Annotated in this window: 16 protein-coding genes and 1 tRNA gene; 10 read left to right on the top strand and 7 right to left on the bottom strand. The window is 70.8% G+C overall.

Translation table 11 applies throughout. The annotated features are described in order from the left end of the window. The first annotated feature begins 29 nt into the window (after positions 1 to 29). The 8 genes from dapA (at position 30) to EOINJALH_RS17330 (ending at position 6,433) form a co-directional block, all read left to right on the top strand. Positions 30 to 932, top strand: coding sequence for a 4-hydroxy-tetrahydrodipicolinate synthase (dapA, locus tag EOINJALH_RS17365; RefSeq protein ID WP_088282320.1), 903 nt, complete (start codon positions 30 to 32; stop codon positions 930 to 932). Between the two features lie 10 nt (positions 933 to 942). Next, on the top strand, positions 943 to 2,100 hold the full coding sequence (locus tag EOINJALH_RS17360) for an alpha-hydroxy acid oxidase (protein WP_088282318.1): 1,158 nt from the start codon (positions 943 to 945) through the stop codon (positions 2,098 to 2,100). 55 nt (positions 2,101 to 2,155) lie between these two features. Beyond that, positions 2,156 to 2,977 (top strand): IclR family transcriptional regulator, encoded by an 822-nt coding sequence (locus tag EOINJALH_RS17355; protein WP_199873409.1) that lies wholly within the window; start codon positions 2,156 to 2,158, stop codon positions 2,975 to 2,977. 396 nt (positions 2,978 to 3,373) lie between these two features. Further along, positions 3,374 to 4,591, top strand: a complete 1,218-nt coding sequence (locus tag EOINJALH_RS17350; RefSeq protein WP_088282316.1) for an RNA polymerase sigma factor — start codon at positions 3,374 to 3,376, stop codon at positions 4,589 to 4,591. 98 nt (positions 4,592 to 4,689) lie between these two features. Further along, on the top strand, positions 4,690 to 5,142 hold the full coding sequence (locus EOINJALH_RS17345; protein ID WP_088282314.1) for a VOC family protein: 453 nt from the start codon (positions 4,690 to 4,692) through the stop codon (positions 5,140 to 5,142). A gap of 18 nt (positions 5,143 to 5,160) precedes the next feature. After that, on the top strand, positions 5,161 to 5,622 hold the full coding sequence (locus tag EOINJALH_RS17340) for an SRPBCC family protein (protein ID WP_088282312.1): 462 nt from the start codon (positions 5,161 to 5,163) through the stop codon (positions 5,620 to 5,622). After that, the gene (locus EOINJALH_RS17335; RefSeq protein ID WP_088282310.1) at positions 5,619 to 5,960 is read left to right on the top strand and encodes a YciI family protein; all 342 of its coding nucleotides are present in this window, start codon (positions 5,619 to 5,621) and stop codon (positions 5,958 to 5,960) included. Before EOINJALH_RS17340 ends, EOINJALH_RS17335 begins: the two co-directional genes overlap by 4 nt. 59 nt (positions 5,961 to 6,019) lie before the next feature. Next, positions 6,020 to 6,433, top strand: a complete 414-nt coding sequence (locus tag EOINJALH_RS17330; RefSeq protein ID WP_158219801.1) for a PaaI family thioesterase — start codon at positions 6,020 to 6,022, stop codon at positions 6,431 to 6,433. 260 nt (positions 6,434 to 6,693) lie between these two features. On the opposite strand, the gene EOINJALH_RS17325 is transcribed toward EOINJALH_RS17330, so the two are convergent. The 5 genes from EOINJALH_RS17325 to EOINJALH_RS17305 form a co-directional block, all read right to left on the bottom strand. Beyond that, on the bottom strand, positions 6,694 to 7,239 hold the full coding sequence (locus EOINJALH_RS17325) for a phasin family protein (RefSeq protein WP_088282306.1): 546 nt from the start codon (positions 7,237 to 7,239) through the stop codon (positions 6,694 to 6,696). A 178-nt stretch (positions 7,240 to 7,417) separates the two neighbouring features. Beyond that, positions 7,418 to 9,340 (bottom strand): potassium transporter Kup, encoded by a 1,923-nt coding sequence (locus tag EOINJALH_RS17320; RefSeq protein ID WP_088282304.1) that lies wholly within the window; start codon positions 9,338 to 9,340, stop codon positions 7,418 to 7,420. Positions 9,341 to 9,429: 89 nt separating this feature from the next. After that, positions 9,430 to 10,134 (bottom strand): response regulator, encoded by a 705-nt coding sequence (locus EOINJALH_RS17315; protein ID WP_088282302.1) that lies wholly within the window; start codon positions 10,132 to 10,134, stop codon positions 9,430 to 9,432. After that, positions 10,131 to 11,708, bottom strand: a complete 1,578-nt coding sequence (locus tag EOINJALH_RS17310; protein WP_088282300.1) for an ATP-binding protein — start codon at positions 11,706 to 11,708, stop codon at positions 10,131 to 10,133. The genes EOINJALH_RS17315 and EOINJALH_RS17310 overlap by 4 nt, the downstream gene beginning before the upstream one ends. Before the next feature lie 184 nt (positions 11,709 to 11,892). Next, a tRNA-Asp gene (locus tag EOINJALH_RS17305) sits at positions 11,893 to 11,969 on the bottom strand. A 195-nt stretch (positions 11,970 to 12,164) separates the two neighbouring features. Between EOINJALH_RS17305 and EOINJALH_RS17300 the strand changes: the two genes are divergently transcribed. Next, a complete protein-coding gene (locus EOINJALH_RS17300) occupies positions 12,165 to 12,599 on the top strand; it encodes a universal stress protein (protein WP_088282298.1) in 435 nt (144 codons plus the stop codon). Between the two features lie 94 nt (positions 12,600 to 12,693). On the opposite strand, the gene EOINJALH_RS17295 is transcribed toward EOINJALH_RS17300, so the two are convergent. Further along, a complete protein-coding gene (locus EOINJALH_RS17295; RefSeq protein WP_088282296.1) occupies positions 12,694 to 13,470 on the bottom strand; it encodes a ZIP family metal transporter in 777 nt (258 codons plus the stop codon). A gap of 143 nt (positions 13,471 to 13,613) precedes the next feature. Next, on the bottom strand, positions 13,614 to 14,513 hold the full coding sequence (locus EOINJALH_RS17290) for a dienelactone hydrolase family protein (protein ID WP_088282294.1): 900 nt from the start codon (positions 14,511 to 14,513) through the stop codon (positions 13,614 to 13,616). Between the two features lie 94 nt (positions 14,514 to 14,607). Here EOINJALH_RS17290 and EOINJALH_RS17285 point away from each other — a divergent pair, with 94 nt between their 5' ends. Next, on the top strand, positions 14,608 to 16,113 hold the full coding sequence (locus tag EOINJALH_RS17285) for a Ppx/GppA phosphatase family protein (protein WP_088282292.1): 1,506 nt from the start codon (positions 14,608 to 14,610) through the stop codon (positions 16,111 to 16,113). The last annotated feature ends 84 nt before the right edge of the window (positions 16,114 to 16,197 follow it).

Genomic DNA, 16,197 nt, shown 5'->3' with positions numbered 1-16,197 from the left:
CACCCATGACCCACCCTTCGAGGCATCCCATGAACGCGTCCAGGCTGCGGGGCATCTTCCCTGCCATCCCGACCCCGGTGCAGGCCGACGACACCATCGACGTGCCCGCCACACGCACCCTGGTGACCCACCTGGTCCAGCGCGGCGTGGACGGCCTCGTGCCGCTGGGCGGCACCGGCGAGTACGGCGCCCTGGCACGCGAAGAACGCGTGCGCATGGCCGGCATCTGCGTCGAGACGGTGGCCGGCCGGGTGCCCGTGGTGCCCGGCGTGCTGGACCCCGGCTTCCACGACGCGCTGCAGGCCGGCAAGGCCTTCGCCGGGGCCGGCGCCGACGCCCTGATGGTGGTCACGCCCTACTACACCAACCCCACGCAGCTAGGCGTGCGCGACTACTTCATGCGCTATGCCGACGAGTCGCCGCTGCCGATCATGATCTACGAGATCCCCTACCGCACGCGGGTGGCGATCACGCCCGCGGTGCTGCACGAGCTCTCACGGCACGAACGCATCATCGGCATGAAGGCCTGCAACACCGACATGTACCACTTCCTCGAGGTGGTGGCCGGCGTGTCCGATGCGTTCGCGGTGTTCAGCGGCGAAGACACCTTGTTCCCGCTGCACGTGGCCGCAGGCGCCAAGGGCGGCGTGGTCGTCACCGCCAGCGTGCTGCCGCGCACCTGGCGAGCCATCCACGACCTGGCCTCCACCGGCCAGCTCGACCAGGCCCTGGCCCTGCATCGGCGCTTGATGCCCCTGATGAACCTGGCCTTTGCCGAGACCAACCCGGGGCCGCTGAAGTCGGTGATGGACCTGATCGGCGTGGACGCGCCACGGGTGCTGGCCCCGCTGGTGCCGCCGGCGGCGGACCTGCAGGCCCGGTTGCGGGTGCATCTGGCGCAATGCCTCGAGGCCGAGGCGGCGTTGGCCTGAGGTCCCTGGCGTGCTGCCCGCCGTCAAGGACTACCGGGACCTGGCCCGGCGCCGGCTCTCGCGCTTCGCCTTCGATTACCTCGACGGCGGCGCCGAGGACGGGCAGGCGCTGGCGCGCAACCTGGCCGCCTTCGAGCGCGTGCTGTTCAGCCCGCGCATCCTGCGCGACGTGGCCGAGGTGGATGCCGGCGTCGAGGTGTTCGGCCGGCGCCAGGCGATGCCGATGCTGGTGGGACCCACCGGACTGAACGGCCTGTACTGGCCCCGTGCCGAAGAGGTGCTGGCCCGCGCCGCGCACGCGGCCGGCGTGCCCTTCGTGCTGTCGACGGCGTCCACCTCGCTGATCGAGGACGTGCGCGCCGCCAGCGACGGAGAGCTCTGGCTGCAGCTCTACGTGCAGCAGGACCGCCGCATCGCGCAGGACATGATGCGACGGGCCCGTGCCGCCGGCTTCACCACGCTGATGCTCACCGTGGACACGGTGGTGCACGGCAAGCGCGACCACGACGTGCGCAACGGCTTTCGGCTGCCCGTGCCGATCACGCCGCGCCTGGCGGCCGACCTGCTGCGTCACCCGCGCTGGTGCCTGCGCATGCTGCGCCAGGGCGGTGCGCCGCGGCTGGTCAACCTGGCCCGCAGTGCCGGCCTGGGCACGGGGCTGGCAGCGCAGGCGGCGGCGATGAGCCGGCAGATGGACCGGTCCCTGGCCTGGTCCGACGTGGCGTGGCTGCGCGCGCACTGGGCAGGTCCGGTGGTGGTCAAGGGCGTGCTCTCGGTCGAGGACGTGCGCGAGGCCCGGCGCCAGGGACTGGACGGCGTCGTGCTCAGCAACCACGGTGGGCGCCAACTCGGCAGTGCTCCCAGCGCACTGGAACTGCTGCCCGAGGCCGTGGCCGCCGCAGGCCCGCTGGCGCTGTTCGTGGACGGGGGCGTGCGCCGCGGCAGCGACATCGCCAAGGCGCGTGCCCTGGGCGCCACGGCCGTGCTGCTGGGCCGGGCGCCGCTGTACGGACTGGCCGCGCGCGGGCCGGCCGGTGTGGCGGAGGTGCTGGCCCTGCTGCGCGACGAGTTCGAGATCACGCTGCGCCTGCTGGGGCAGACGCGCGCCCAGGACCTCGACGCCAGGGCGCTGCGGCCGGACAGCCTCGAGCGGCTGCGCGGGCTGTGAGCCGCCGCCACCGATACTGGCCGACTTCGATGCAGGATCGGGAAAGGCGAGCGCGGTGACCGGGAAGACCAATGACAGGCGGGCCGCCAGGCTGCAGGAGCGATCGTCCCTCTTCGTGGGGTCCACCGAGAAGGCGTTCAAGGTGCTGGAGGCCTTCAACGGCCCGCACCGGCACATGACGATGGCCGAGATCGCGCGCGCCGCCGACCTCGACCGCAGTGCCACGCAGCGCCTGGTGCACACGCTCGAGGCACTGGGCTACCTGCGCCGCATCCCCGATTCGCTGCTCTACGGCCTGACGTCCAAGGTACTGCGGCTGTCCTACAACTACCTGCGCGCCAACGAGCTGATCGACCGCGCTTCGCCCTACCTGCTGGAGATCAGCCGCACGCTGGGCGAGACCACCAACCTGCAGGAACTCGACGGCCACGAGATCGTCTTCCTGGCCCGCTTCCCGGGCCGCCACCTGGTCAACGTCGACTTCGCGGTGGGCAGCCGACTGCCCGCGGTGCACACGGCGTCGGGCACCGCGATCCTGTCGCGCTTTGCGCTGGCGCAGCGCATCGAGGTGCTCGATCGCACCCCGATGGTGGCGATCACGCCCCACACCGAACTCGACCGGCAGCGGCTGCTCGACCGCATCCAGCTGGCGGCCGAGCAGGGCTATGCCATGGTGACCAACGAGACGGTGCTGGGCGACATCTCGGTGGCCGCGCCCATCACCGACCACCGCGGGCTCGCGGTGGCGGCCATCAACATCTCGGTGCCGACCACGCGCTGGACGCTGGCCACCGCCGAGGCCAAGCTCGTGTCGCACGTGCAGGTGGCCGCGACGTCGATCTCGCAGGCCAAGTTCGCCGGCCACGAGGCCAGGTAGGCCGCCCCCGGCGCGCCCATGGCCTGCTGGCACGGCCGACCTCCACCTGGGTGCCGGGGCCGCCGACGTCGCCGCCGCGCTGCAGCGCCGATTCCTGCCGTACGAGGTGAGCGCCCTCGGTGTCACACAGGGCACGGTGCAGTCCAGGTCGACGGCACGCACCGGGTCGATCGCGACGAAGGCCAGGTCCACGCTGCCGGCCTTGACGGCTTCGACCACCTTGCCGGCGGAGTCGACGAACAGCCGCTCGACGGGCCAGCCCAGCCGGTGCAACTGGAAGCCGAGCTCCGCGGCGTGAGCGATGCCATGCCGGGCGCCGAGCACAGCCGAACCCGCGATCCAACCCGTCTGGCAAGGGATTGATCACCGACTCACGACGTGGTCTAGTCGGGCCGCATGAACGAGATCGTGTCTGCCTTGTACCGCCAGGAAGGGCGGCGCGTGTTCTCGACGCTGGTGCGGCTGCTGGGCAGCTTCGATGCGGCCGAAGAGGCGCTGCACGATGCCTTCGTCGCCGCCGCCGAGCAGTGGCCGACGCAGGGCGTGCCGGCCCACCCGGTGGCCTGGCTCATCTCGGCCGGTCGCTTCAAGGCCATCGACCGCATGCGCCGCGACCGGCGCTTCGTCGCCTGGGACGAGGCCGCCGAACAGGCCGCGGCGGTGGCCGACGAGGCGCCCGGCTGGGAGCAATTGACCGAGCAGGCGCAGGCCATCGAGGACGACCGCCTGCGGCTGGTCTTCACCTGCTGCCACCCCAGCCTGTCGCAGGAGGCGCGCATCGCCCTCACCCTGCGCGAGGTGTGCGGCCTGACCACCGAGGCCATCGCCGGCGCCTTCCTGGTGGGCACGCCCACGCTGGCGCAGCGCATCGTGCGCGCCAAGGCCAAGATCGCCGCGGCGCGCATCCCCTACGAGGTGCCGGGCCCGGCCGAGCGGCCGGCGCGGCTGGCCAGCGTGCTGCGCGTGGTGTACCTGGTGTTCAACGAAGGGCATGCGGCGCACGCCGAGGCACTGGCCGACGAGGCCATCCGCCTGGCCCGACTGCTGCACCAGCTGTTGCCCGAGCCCGAGGTGACCGGGCTGCTGGCGCTGCAGCTCTTGCACAACGCCCGCAGGGCCGCGCGCCGCACCGCGACCGGTGACCTGGTGCCGCTGGACGAACAGGACCGCACGCTGTGGGACCGCGAGGCCATCACCGAGGGGGCAGCCTTGGTCGACGCCGCACTGCGCCAGCACGGCTTCGGCGCCTACACGCTGCAGGCGGCCATCGCCGCGCTGCATGGCGAGGCCGCCCGCGCGGCCGACACCGACTGGCCGCAGATCATTGGCCTGTACGACGTGCTGCTGCGCGTCGAGCCCAGCCCGGTGATTGCGCTGAACCGCGCCGTGGCCGTGGCCATGCGCGACGGCCCCGAGGCCGGCCTGGCGCTGATCGAACCCCTGCTGCCCGCGCTGGCCGGGTACCACGCCGCGCCGGCGGCCGCCGCCGACCTGTGCCGGCGCGCCGGCCGGCTGCACGACGCGCAGGCGCACTACCGCGCCGCCGTGGCCCTGGCCCGGCAGGAGCCCGAGCGGCGCGTGCTGCTGCGGCGGCTGGCCGAGGTGGGGGGCTGAAAGATTCTTCGAGAAGCCTGTCGAAAGCCGTCGCCGCCGTTCGACCAATGAGGGTCGGCGCAACACAGGCCGGCGCCTTCCACCGCAGGAAACACTCCATGCCCACCACCCTGACCCCCTACCTCAGCTTCGGCGGCAACACCCGCGAGGCGTATGCCTTCTACGCCCAGGCGCTCGGCGCCACCGTCCAGACCATGCTGACCTACGCGGACATGCCGGCGCCGCCGGAAGGCACCGACGCCGGCTGCGGCGGCGGCCCGCCGCCCAGTGGCGACGGCATCATGCACGCCTGCCTGGTGCTGCCCGGCGGCGCCATGCTGTTTGCCGGCGACACGCCGCCGGGCATGCCCTACGAGGGCATGAAAGGCGTGATGATCGCGCTGCAGTACGACACTGTCGACCAGGCCCACGGCGCCTTCCACGCGCTGTTGCAGGGCGGGCAGGTGACGATGCCGCTGTCGCCCACGTTCTGGGCCAAGACCTTCGGCATGCTCACCGACCGCTTCGGCGTGAGCTGGGCCGTCAACGGCGAGCCCATCGCCATCGAATGACCCCCGCAGGAGCACCCCATGGACCCCCAACGAGACCTCGTCATCACCCGCGACATCGCCGCGTCGCCCGACAAGCTCTACCGCTGCTGGACCGAGCCCGAGTTGATGAAGCTGTGGTTCGCGCCCAAGCCCTGGACCACGCCGCATGCCGAGGTTGACCTGCGTGTCGGCGGCACCTGCCTGGTGGTGATGCGCGGGCCCGACGGGCAGGAGTTTCCCAACCCCGGGGTCTACCTTGAACTGGTGCCCAACGAGCGCATCGTCACCACCGACGCCTACACCCGCGCCTGGGAACCCTCGGAGAAGCCCATGATGACCCTGATCCTCCGCTTCGAGGCCCTGGGCGACGGCACCACCCGCTACACGGCCGTCGCCCGCCACTGGACCGCCGCCGACCGCGAAGCGCACGAGAAGATGGGCTTTCACGAAGGCTGGGGCCAGTGCACCAGCCAATTGGCCGAACTGGCGGCCACGCTGTGAAGTACCTTTGCCTGGTCTACCTGGACGCCTCCCACTGGAGCGCGTGCGACGACGCCGTGTGTGCCGACTACGCGCAGCAGGTGGCCGCCAGCCGCCGGCTGCTGGCGGCGGAGCCGCTGCACGGCACGCACACCGCCACCACGGTGCGCGTGCGCCAGGGCGAGGTGACCCTGTTCGACGGGCCCTTTGCCGAGACCAGGGAGATGCTCGCGGGCTTCTACCTGGTGGACGCGAAAGACCTGAACGAGGCCATCCAGATCGCCGCCGGCATCCCGCCGGCCCAGCACGGCAGCATCGAGGTGCGACCGGTGCGCGAACTGCAGGTGGGCGCGGGCTGAACCATTGCAGCGGGGCGCGTCGCCGACAATCGCCGCCGACGCATCGAATGAGCCCATCAATGGACGACGACCTGGACGCACGCATCCGCTCGGGCAAGGCGCTGAGCGAATCGATGGGCCACTTCCACGTGACCGGGTGGGACCCCGAGCGCAAGGCGGTCAAGGCCGCGTTCACGGTGCGGCGCGAGTACTGCCACACCAACGGCACCATCGCCCAGGGTGGCTTCATCACCGCCTGGCTGGACGCCGCGATGGCCCATGCGGTCATTCACGACACCGCCCATGCGCAGACCGTCTTCAGCCTGGAGATCAAGGTCAGCTTCTACGAGAAGGTGGGGCCCGGCGACGGCTGGGTGGAGGGCCGGGTGATCCGGCGCGGCAAGCGCGTCGCGTTCCTCGAAGCCTCGCTGTACAGCCCCACGGGCCAACTGGCGGCGGAGGCCACCTCGACCGGCCTGCTGGCCGACCTGTAGGCCCGCGCCGCACGCGGGCCGTCAGCGGGCGACGAGCGGCTGACGGGCGGCCGACCGGCGACGACGACACGGTGCCCGGAAACACGAACGCCCCGCAAGCGGGGCGTTCGATCTCGAGCCGGCGGTGCTCACCCGTGGCAGGTCGCCAAAGGCGACGCCGGGGCGCGCGCGCCGGGCTCAGCTCTCGAGCAAATGTGGCTTAGCCACTTTGCTCGATCCCCCCGGGGGGCGGGCGCCGCAAGGCGGCGTCCTTGGGGCGCTCACTTGGCCTTGGAGGCCGACTTCGAGGCCTTGACGGCCATGTCGGTGGCGGCGGCAAAGCTCTTGCCGGCCGTCTCGACCGCTTGCTTGGCTTGCGCCTGGGCGGTGGCCACGGCGGTCTGGCTGGTGGCCAGCGCGTTCTTGAAGGCCGCGACGGCGGTCTCGCTGCCGGCCGGTGCGTGCTTCATGGCGGCTTCGATGTTGGCCACGGCCTGGGCTTGCACGTCGGCAAACTTGCCTTCGGCGGCCTTGCTCAGGGCGGTGCCCGTCTCGGTGACGATGCCGGCGACCGCACGGCCGTAGGCGGCGGCCTTGTCGGCCATCGGCTGGGCGAACGCAGCCATCGAGGCCATGTCCTGCGGCGCCTTGGCGGCAAAGCCGGCTTGCATCTGCTCGGCGGCGTCGGCCAGGGCGCTCTTGGCGGTGGCCATGTTCAGCTCGACGAGCTTCTCGAAGCCAGCCATGGTGGTCGTGGCCATGGTGTTCAGTTCGGTCACGGCGGCCTTGGCAGAGGACAGGAATTGTTCAGCGGGTTGGGTGGTCATACAGAGCTCCTTGGGGTTGATCTGCAATCCGTCGGACAAGAAATGTTGCGGTGCAGCATGGATCGAATGTTAAGGCCGTTTCCGCACAATGCAAGCGATTTTTGCTGCACTGCAGCATTTTTAGAGCAGACTGCCCAGAACCGCACCCCGGACCAGGCCGGATGCGGCGGTCGCCGGATCAGATCTGCACGCGCGAGCCCAGTTCGACCACCGCGTTGCTCGGCAGCCGGAAGAACTCCACCACGCCTCCGGCGTTGCGACTCATGGCGGCGAATAACCGCTCGCGCCAGTTCGCCATGCCGCCGCCCGGGGTCGGCACGACGGTCTCGCGGCTCAGGAAATAGCTGGTCTCGAAAACCGGGACGTCCAGACCATGGGACCGCGTGAGCGCCAATGCCTTGGGCACGTCGGGCGTGTTCATGAAGCCGAAGTTCAAGCTCACCCGCCAGAAGCCGCGGCCCAACGGCATCACCTCGACGCGCCGATCCATCGGCACCCAGGGCACCTCGTGGAAGACCACGGTCAGGATGACGTTGCGCTCGTGCAGCACCTGGTTGTGCTTGAGGTTGTGGAGCAAGGCCTGCGGCACCGTCGTCGGGTCGGCAACCGCGTACACCGCGGTGCGCCCGGCGCGGTTCAGCGAACGCGGATCGAGTCCGTCGATGAAGGGCTGCAGTTCGATCCCGTGGCGCTGGATGCTCCGCCGCAGCATGGCGCTGCCGCGCGCCCAGGTGGTCATGATGCCGAACAGCAGCAGTCCCAGCACGAGCGGAAACCAACCCCCATCGAAGAGCTTCACGGCGCAACCGGCCACCAGGAGCGCATCGATCGACAGGAAGAAGGCGGTGGCACCGATCGCCACCGGGGCCGGCAGCCGCCAGGCCCGGCGCACCACGAAGTAGGTCAGCACGGTGGTGATCATCATCGTCAAGGTCACGGCGATGCCGTAGGCCCCTGCCAGTGCCGAGGAACTGCCGAAAAAGAGCACGGCCCCGATCACGCCGGCCAGCAAGGCCCAGTTCACTGCCGGCATGTAGATCTGACCCCTCTCGCGGGCCGAGGTGTAGCGTATCGCCATGCGCGGCAGGAAACCGAGCTGGATGGCCTGCTGGGTCATCGAGTAGGCGCCGGAGATAACGGCCTGTGAGGCGATGATGGCGGCCAGCGTGGCCAGCACCAGCGCCGGCAGCAGCGCCGCTTCCGGGAACAGGCGGTAGAAGGGATTCGCGATGGCCGAGGGGTCGCCGATGAGCAGCGCGCCCTGCCCCAGGTAGTTCAGTGCCAGCCCGGGCAGGACCAGGCCGGTCCAGGCCAGCTGGATCGGCTTGCGCCCGAAGTGCCCCATGTCGGCGTACAAGGCCTCGGCCCCGGTGAGTGCCAGCACGATGGCGCCCACCGCGGCGAAGAGCTGCCATCCACGTTCGGCGAGAAAGTGCCAGGCGTGCAGCGGGTGCAGGGCCGCCAGGATGGCGGGCTGCTGGATGATGTGCACCACTCCCGTCGCGCCCAGCGTGACGAACCACACCACGATCACCGGCCCGAAGAATCGGCCGACGAAGCGGGTGCCGAAGCGTTGCACGATGAACAGGCCCACCAGGATCGCCACCGTGATCGGCACCACATGCGGCGCCAGCGCGGGCGTGACGAGTTCCAGGCCCTCCATCGCACCCAGCACCGAGATCGCCGGCGTGATCAGGCTGTCGCCATAGAACAGCGTGGCGCCGAACACGCCCAGCATCAGCACGGCATGGCGCAGGGCGGGGCGTTCCTCGACGGCCTGCGCCGCCAGTGCCGCAAGCGCCAGCCCGCCGCCTTCACCGTGGTTGTCGGCGCGCAGGATGAGGATCACGTACTTCAGCATGACCACCAGCATCAGCGCCCAGAAGATCACCGAGACTGCGCCGATCAGGTGGGGGGTGTCCAGCGGCACGCCGGTGTGCGGCGCGAACACTTCCTTCACGGTGTACAGCGGGCTGGTCCCGATGTCGCCATAGACGACACCGATGGCCCCCAGGGTCAGCGCGCCCAGTCCGTGCCGGCCTGCGGGCGGCGGTGTGGCGGTAGAGGGGCCTGGCTCGGCACTGCCCGGCGTTGTGGTCATGCGGAATCCTCGGCGTTGCGATGCCCCGCAGCATCGGCGCCACGGCATCAGGAACGCATAAGGACGCCACGGACCCGCGCAGGCCGCGCCTAGTCGCCGGCCTCGGCGAGGCGGTAGCCCACCCCGGGCTCAGTGAGCAGCACGCGCGGGTCGGCCGGTTCGGCCTCGAGCTTGGCCCGCAGTTGGGCCATGTACAACCGAAGGTAGTGGGTGTGCTCGGTGCACTCGGGGCCCCACACGTCGAGCAACAGCTGGCGATGGGTCACCACCTGGCCGGCCTGGCGCACCAGACGCGCCAGCAAGCGGTACTCGGTCGGGGTCAGGTGCACCTCGTTCCCGTCGCGTTGCACACGCCGGGAGCCGAGGTCGACGGACACGCCGGCGCGTTCGTAACGCAGCGTCGCCGGGCGGGTGAGCGTGCCACGGTGGCGCAAGGCCACGCGCATGCGGGCCAGCAGTTCGGCCAGGCTGAACGGCTTGACCAGGTAGTCGTCGGCACCGGCATCGAGCAAGCGCACCTTGTGCTCTTCGCCCGGACGGGCCGAGACCACGATCACCGGTGTGCCGCGCTGGCGCCGCAGTTCGGCCAGGAGCTCGGCGCCGTCGCCGTCCGGCAGGCCGAGGTCCAGCAACACGATGTCGAGGCCGCCCTGCGCCAGCGCCGTGGCGATCACGGCGCGCGCATCGACCAGGCTGGACGATGCGATCACGCGATAGCCCTCCACCTGCAATGCCTCGCGCAGCATGGTCCTCAGTTCGCGGTCGTCCTCGATCAGCAACACGCCCAGACTCATGATGGCGCACCGTCACCGACCTCGCGCGAGGCGTCCTCGGGCAACGCTTCGACCGGAAGCTCGACCTCGAAGCTCGAGCCCCCGTGACCCCGAGGGCGGAGCCGGAGCTCGCCGCCATGGACCTGGGCGATGGCGCGGCAAAGTGCCAAGCCCACGCCGGCACCGGTCCGCGCAGGGTGGTCGCCGCAGGCCTGTCCCATGACGCGTTCGCCACGCTGGAACGTGTCGAAGATGAGCTCGCGCTGCGCCGGCGGCACGCCCGGGCCGCGGTCACGGACCGCGATGACGACGCCTGTGCCGAGGCGCCGGGCCATGACCTCGATCGGCGCATCGGCGCCGCCATGCTTCAGCGCGTTGTCGACGAGGTTGTCGAGCAACTGCACCATCAGCACCGCATCGCAACGCAACAGCGGCAGGCCGGGCTCCACGCGCGCCCTGACCCGTCGGCTGGCGTTCCGCTGGCGCACCCGGCGCAGCACGGTGCCGACCATCTCTTCGACAGATTCCCAGTCGCGCTGCAACGCCAGTCCGACCGCACCGAGCCGGGCCAGCTGCAGCGTGTTGTCGGTGAGCCGGGACAGCTGCGTGGCCTCGTCGACGATGGTGCCCGCGAGCTGACGGCGCTGCGCTGCCGAGAGCCGCTCTCCCTGGTCATGCAGCGCGCTCGAAGCGCCCAGGATGGTGGCCAGCGGCGTCCGGTGATCGTGCGAGATGGCCGACAGGAGGGTGTTGCGCAGGGCGTGGGCCTGCGCCTGCTCGTGCGCGGCGGCAGCGGCCCGCAGAGCGGCACCGCGCTCGAGCGCCGCGCCCAGCTGGTCGCACAGGGCCTGGGTGTGGTCGAGCAGGCCATCGAGTGTGCGCTGGTGGGTGCCGTGCCGGACGATGGCCGCACCGTGGGTGCCCTGCAGGCCGCGCAAGGGCAGATACCACGCAGGCTGCTCCTCGTGCCGCCCGCTGCCTGGCCCCATGGCTCGGCCGTCGCGCAGGCAAAGCCGCAGGCCGGCGACCTCATCCGGCGAGGCCTCCCCGACGAGTCGTGTCGGATCGGCCCCCGGGTCGCCGTCGCCGCGCCCTCCGGGCAACAGCACGCTGGTGGAGGCACCGACAAGATCCGACAGCGCCCGCTGCAGCGCCGAGACCTGGGCGACCGGCTCCTCGACCGCGCGCAAAGCCTCGCCCAGGCGCTGCATCTGGTCGGCGCGCAACGCATGCGCCGTCGCCTGAGCCGCGTGCCAGCGCAGGCGTGCGACCAGCAGTGTCACGATCCAGCTGACCGCCAGCATCGTGACCAGCAGAAGAACGTGCTGGCGCAGGTCCACCGTCAAGGCGCCGCGCGGTGGGACAAAGGCCACGTTGAAGGCCAGCACGGACGCCGCACTCGCGGCCAGCGCCGCCCAGTGCGTCGACCAGATGGCGGCCACGGCCGCACTGAGGACCAGCACCAGCGCCATGTTCGCGAGGTCGATGCGCTCGTCGAGGCCGAGCATGGCGGCCCAGCCCAGCACCCAGACGGCAACGGCGCGCCACCAAAGACACTGGGGCGCCGCGCGGCCAGTCTCGCGAGACGATTGCATGGCGCCAACGTACCACGTCACCCATCAGGATGGCGCAAGGAGGCGCGGACCGATGCATCGCCGCCCGGCCCGCGCTGGCACGGCACGCCGCCGACTCGTGCACGGGCCCAAGGGTTGGTGGCCCCCAAGGCCGCCGGAATAGAAAACGGGTCAGCAACTTTCGTTGCTGACCCGTTGAATTGGTTGGCGGAGTGGACGGGACTCGAACCCGCGACCCCCGGCGTGACAGGCCGGTATTCTAACCAACTGAACTACCACTCCGCGTCGGTGAAGCCTTGCACTATAGCACAGGGTTTTTCGGTCGCACAAGCGCGGCGCGTTTGTGATGCCCTTGCGACAGGACGGCGGGCCATGTCGGCAGTACGCTACCGGTGACGCATGTCAAGCGTCGCCGCGCGTTCCGGCGCACACTGGCGGTTGAGCGGATCATGGTCCGCGCCCACTCAGGAGATCAGCATGTACAAGCGCATCCTTGTTCCCACCGACGGGTCGGAGATCACCAGCAAGGCCGTCGACTCCGCGGTCGCCTTGGCCAAGCTGAGCGGTGCGGCACTCACGACCATCTGCGTCAAGGAGCCGTTCCCGTACAGCGCCATTTCCGAGATGCAGCCGGTGCCGCCGCAGGAGTTCTACGACGCCCAGGAGCGCATCGCGGCCGGGCGCGTCAAGCAGGTCACCGATGCCGCCGCCGCGGCAGGCGTGAACTGCAGCGGCTTCACCGTCGAGGCGCTGCACCCCTGGGAGGCCATCCTCGACCACGCCAAGGTGCAGGGCTGCGACCTCATCGTGATGGCCTCGCACGGCCGCCGCGGCATGGCCGCGCTGCTGATCGGCAGCGAGACCAGCCGCGTGCTCACGCACAGCCCGCTGCCGGTGCTGGTGGTCAAGTAGCCCGCTGCCGGTGCTGGTGGTCAAGTAGTCGGCCACCACGGCCGCTGGGCCTGTCAGGCCGGGCCCCGCAACCCCTGCGGGGCATCAGGTGCGCTCAGTGGCTGTGCTGCAGCCCGCGGGCCAGCACCACCAGCAGCAGCCCGGTGCCGATCCAGGCGATCTGCGCGGCCGTTTCGCGCCAGGGCAGGCGCCGTTGCAGTTGCGGCAGCAGGTCGGCCACCGCCACGTAGATGAAGCTGCTGCTGGCCGCTACCAGCAGGTACGGGAACAGGTCGGCCCAGGGGCCGACCACCCAGTACCCGAGCACGCCGCCCAGCACCGCGGCCAGGCCCGACACCGCGTTGTAGGCCAGCGCCTTGGCCCGCGAGAAGCCGGCGTTGAGCAGCACGATGTAGTCGCCCACCTCCTGCGGGATCTCGTGGGCGATGATGGCCAGCGAGGTGACCACACCGAGTTTCACGTCGGTCAGGAACGCGGCGGCGATGATGACGCCATCGCAGAAGTTGTGGATGCCGTCGCCCACCAGCACCGTCCAGCCGCCGCGGCCGACACGCTCGGCATCGAAGTGGTGGTGGTGGTCGTGGCCGTCGCCTTCGTGGTGGTGGTCGTGCCGGTACAGCTCGGCCTTCTCCAGCAGGAAGAAGAACAGCAGCCCGCCCAGCAGCGTGGCAAACAACTGGTGCGGCTCGACCTGGCTCTCGAAGGCCTCGGGCAGCACGTGCAGCATGGCCGTGCCCAGCAGGATGCCCACCGACAGGCTGACGAGGTTGCGCACCAGGCGGGTCAGCACGCCGACGGTCACCAGGCCTGCGATCAACACCGACAGCACTCCCCCGGCGGTGGTGGCCAGCACGATGTAGAGCAGGGTCATCCTCGTCGTTCCTCCATGAGCGCGCCGGGCCGCTCCCAAGCGCGAATCCCGCAGCGCGCTGCGCGGAGGGTCGTCCAGTGAGCGTGAACCGCGCCGGTTGGCGCGGTTGGCACGCTGCGGGCCAGCCAGCCCTGCTCGGTCGATCAACCCACGCCGTGGGCCTTGAACCAGGACACACAGCGCTTCCAGCCGTCTTCGGCAGCGTCCTTGCGGTAGCTGGGCCGGTAGTCGGCATGGAAGGCATGGGGTGCGTCAGGATAGACCATGAACTCCGATCGCCTGGCGGCGGCACTGCCGGCCGCGAGCGCCGACTTCATCTTCTCGACCGTGTCCAGCGGGATGCCGGTGTCCTGGCCCCCGTAGAGCCCCAGCACCGGCCCGTTCAGTTTGCCGGCCAGGTCCACCGGGTGGGCCGGGTTCAGCTCGCTGGCGGCCCCGACGAGCCGGCCGTACCAGGCCACGCCGGCCTTCACCGCCGGGTTGTGCGCGCTGTACAGCCAGGTGATGCGCCCGCCCCAGCAGAAGCCGGTGACGCCCAGCCGCGAAGCGTCGGCGCCCTGCCCCCGGGCCCAGGCCACGGCAGCGTCCAGGTCGGCCATCACCTGGGCGTCGGGCACCTTGGCAATGACCTCGGACAGCAGCTTGGCGATCTCGCCATACGAGCCGGCATCGCCCTGGCGCACGAACAACTCGGGCGCAATGGCGAAGTAACCCAGGCGCGCGAAGCGGTTGGCCACGTCGGCGATGTGCTCGTGCACGCCGAAGATCTCGCTGACCACCAGCACCACGGGCGCATTCGCCTTGCCGGCCGGCGCGGCGCGGTAGGCCGGCATCTTGAAGTCGCCCACCGGGATGGTCACCTCGCCGGTCACCAGGCCGGCGGTGTCGGTCTTGATCACCGTCTGCGCGGTCACGGGCAGCACGGCGGCGGCAAAGCCGGTGCCGATGGCGCCACCGACGAATCCGCGCCGGTTCATCGCGGCGCCCGGCGCGAGGCTGTCGATCTCGCCCGATGAATCGAGCTGTGGCTGGTCACGCACCATAGCGGGTCTCCTGCGTTCCAAGGAAGGCCCGATTCTAGGAAGCCGGTGCCGAACCCGCCCGGGCGCCGGGGTTTGGCAGGTAGGATGCAAGACCATGGCCACCCGCTCCCCCGCCCACGATGGCCCGCTGGCCGCGATCGACATGGGCTCGAACAGTTTCCGCGTCGAGATCGGCCAGGTGCAGCACGGCCGCTACAAGCGCGACCTGTACCTCAAGGAAACCGTGCGCCTGGGTGCCGGGCTCGATGCCGACAACCGGCTCACCGAACCGGCCATGGAGCGCGGGCTGGCCTGCCTGGCCACGTTCGCCGGCCACCTGCGAGGCTTCAGTGCCACCCGCGTGCGCGCCGTGGCCACGCAGACGCTTCGCGAGGCACGCAACCGGGACGAGTTCCTGCGCCGGGCCGAGGCCGTGCTGGGCTTCCCCATCGAGGTGATCTCGGGCCGCGAGGAGGCCCGCCTGATCTACGCCGGCGTGTCGCACCTGCAGCCCTCGACCACCCCGAGGCTGGTCATCGACATCGGCGGGCGCAGCACCGAGATGATCCTGGGCCACGGCCGCGTGCCGGTGACGGCCGAGTCGTTCCAGGTGGGCAGCGTGAGCCTGTCGATGCGCTGGTTTCCCGAGGGCCGGTTCACCGCCGAAGCCTTCCGCGACGCACAGGTCGCGGCAGGCGCCGAACTGGAAGAGGCCCTGCAGCTCTTCGCACCGGTGTACTGGCGCGAGGCGCTGGGCTCGTCCGGCACCTCGGGCGCCGTGGCGCAGGTGCTGCAGGCCACCGGCGTCACCGACGGCCGCATCACCCCCGAAGGCCTGCGCTGGTGCATCGAGCAATGCCTGGCCGCCGGCAGCGTGCAGCGGCTCGACCTGCCCACGCTGCGCGAGGACCGCAAGCCGATCATCGGCGGCGGGCTGGCGCTGCTGTACACGCTGGTCACCCACTTCGGCATCCAGGAGCTGAAGCCGGCCAAGGGCGCGCTGCGGCAGGGCGTGATCGTCGACCTGCACGAGCGCAATGCCGCGCAGCGCGGCCAGGGCGCCGGCGACATGCGCGACCACACGGTGCGCGAGCTGCAGGTGCGCTTCGAGGTCGACACCGACCAGGCCCTGCGGGTGCGCTCGCTGGCACTGCGGCTGCTGCGGGCGGTGTGCCCCGAGGTCGACGCCGACGCCCAGCGCGAACTGGGCTGGGCCGCCGACCTGCACGAGACCGGCCTGATGGTCTCGCACCACGACCACCACCGCCACGGCGCCTACCTGATGGCCCATGTCGACGCGCCCGGCTTCTCGCAGAGCCAGCAGCGTCGGGTCGGCGATCTGGTGCTGTCGCAGCGCGGCGGCCTGCGCAAGCTCGAGCACGTGATGGGCCACGAGCCCTTCGCCTGGCAGGCAATGGCCTTGCGGCTGGCGGTGATCAAGTGCCACGCGCGCGGCGAGATCGACGAAGCCGCGCTGCGCCTGCAGCGCGAGGGCCGCGCGGCCCGACTGTCCTACCCCGCCAAATGGGCGACCTCCCATCCCCGCACGCTGCACCTGCTGCGCGAGGAGTCGCAGGCCTGGGCGCGCCAGGGCGCGCTGCGCCTCGTGCTGCCCGATTGATTCGGCGCAAGGCCGGAACCGGCGCCTTGCCGGCGGCGCCACCAACGGACACACGAGGCCCGGCAAACGCGCTACGCTTTGGGG

It is taken from the genome of Ideonella sp. A 288, assembly GCF_002198735.1.
GTDB lineage: Bacteria > Pseudomonadota > Gammaproteobacteria > Burkholderiales > Burkholderiaceae_C > Pseudaquabacterium.
Note: the sequence above shows the minus strand (reverse complement) of the source record. Positions and strands in the feature narration are given on the sequence as shown.